Here is a 1,119-nt window from a genome sequence, read left to right as displayed (position 1 = left end):
CACCATTCCGGTTCTATATGGGAATGAATATGGACCCGACCTCCCAGTTGTTGCCCAACACAATGATATGTCAATTGAACAGGTGATCGAGATTCACACTCGTGAGCTCTACACAGTAGCATTTTCTGGGTTTTTCCCCGGGCTTCCCTTTTTTAAGAGGAATGTCACCTGCTATTTCCACACCAAGACGGCAAAAGTCCGAGGATTAAAATCGAAGCTGGTTCTGTAGGAATTGCGGGGAGCCAGACTGTGCACGTTTCGAAGTCCGACAGCCGGACCGACACCTGAGCGAGCATTTCAGCAGCCCGCAGGAACAGGACCTGCAGGCGCTCCCTCTCTGTCAGGCACCAATCGGCAAATCGGGTGGTCCGGCAGATAATCTCCCTCATACAGCTTCAAACCCCTCTCCAGCAGCTCCTTTTGCCTGAAAAGGGTCTTTCTCTGTCAATCCTTCTGTCACCCACTCTTCAAACAGAATCGTATCTAATTGAAAAACAGCATCAGGATTGATTCCATAGAAAGATCCATTTCTTCTGATAAAATAGGATTCTTCTCTTGCCTTGCGATGCGGCTCAATAGTCTTCAAGAGGGAATTCAAAGAAACTTTGAAACTGCGGTTGGCCGCATCCTCATCCTGCCCAGGCCAGATTTCCCGGAAGATTTCCTCGCGGTCAATCAACTTATTTTATTTGTTATAAAACTCGAATAACTCTTTCGCCTTTCCCCTCTGCCAGTCACTCTCCCCGATGATTCGGCTGCCCAAATGGATCCTGAATTTCCCCAAGGTATCCACCCTCAATGTATATCCTGGATGATTGTCCATGCTGCCTATCCCAAGTTCAGAAATGAACGGACTGTGGATATTATTCTTTTGAGCTTTCACCAGCATGGGGACAAAGTTCTGGATATCGGCCGGTCCAAATGTTGTCCGCCTCTTCAAGAAATACTGATATTCCCCTGCCAGCATCTCATTCAGGAACTGCCTCATTTCACGGGAGAAGACCTCTTCTTTTCCTGTTTCATAGGCAGCATAAGCTTTCCAAAAGGAGTGAGCATCATGCCGTAGCGGTCTCCGCACCCTTCAAACTGATTCCTTACTTCAACCAGTACATCATAGGC

At 47.7% G+C, this 1,119-nt stretch carries 2 protein-coding genes and 1 pseudogene; 1 reads left to right on the top strand and 2 read right to left on the bottom strand.

The window, feature by feature from the left end; translation table 11 throughout:
- Positions 1-249: pseudogene (locus B9Z54_RS20600) on the top strand (carboxyltransferase domain-containing protein); the annotation flags it as partial.
- Between the two features lie 136 nt (positions 250-385).
- Here B9Z54_RS20600 and B9Z54_RS20595 read toward each other — a convergent pair.
- On the bottom strand, positions 386-679 hold the full coding sequence (locus tag B9Z54_RS20595; RefSeq protein WP_113930255.1) for a hypothetical protein: 294 nt from the start codon (positions 677-679) through the stop codon (positions 386-388).
- 6 nt (positions 680-685) lie between these two features.
- Complete coding sequence (locus tag B9Z54_RS20590; protein ID WP_113930254.1) at positions 686-988, bottom strand: hypothetical protein; 303 nt, start codon at positions 986-988, stop codon at positions 686-688.
- Between the last annotated feature and the right edge of the window lie 131 nt (positions 989-1,119).

The sequence above is a fragment of the Bacillus sp. P14.5 genome (genome assembly GCF_003316765.1).
Classification (GTDB): Bacteria; Bacillota; Bacilli; order Bacillales; family Bacillaceae_B; genus Rossellomorea.
This window is presented reverse-complemented; position numbering and strand designations above follow the sequence as displayed.

Bases quoted from the DNA above. Each gene is read 5' to 3' on its own strand.
- B9Z54_RS20590 (WP_113930254.1), bottom strand. From the start codon at position 988: ATGAGGCAGTTCCTGAATGAGATGCTGGCAGGGGAATATCAGTATTTC.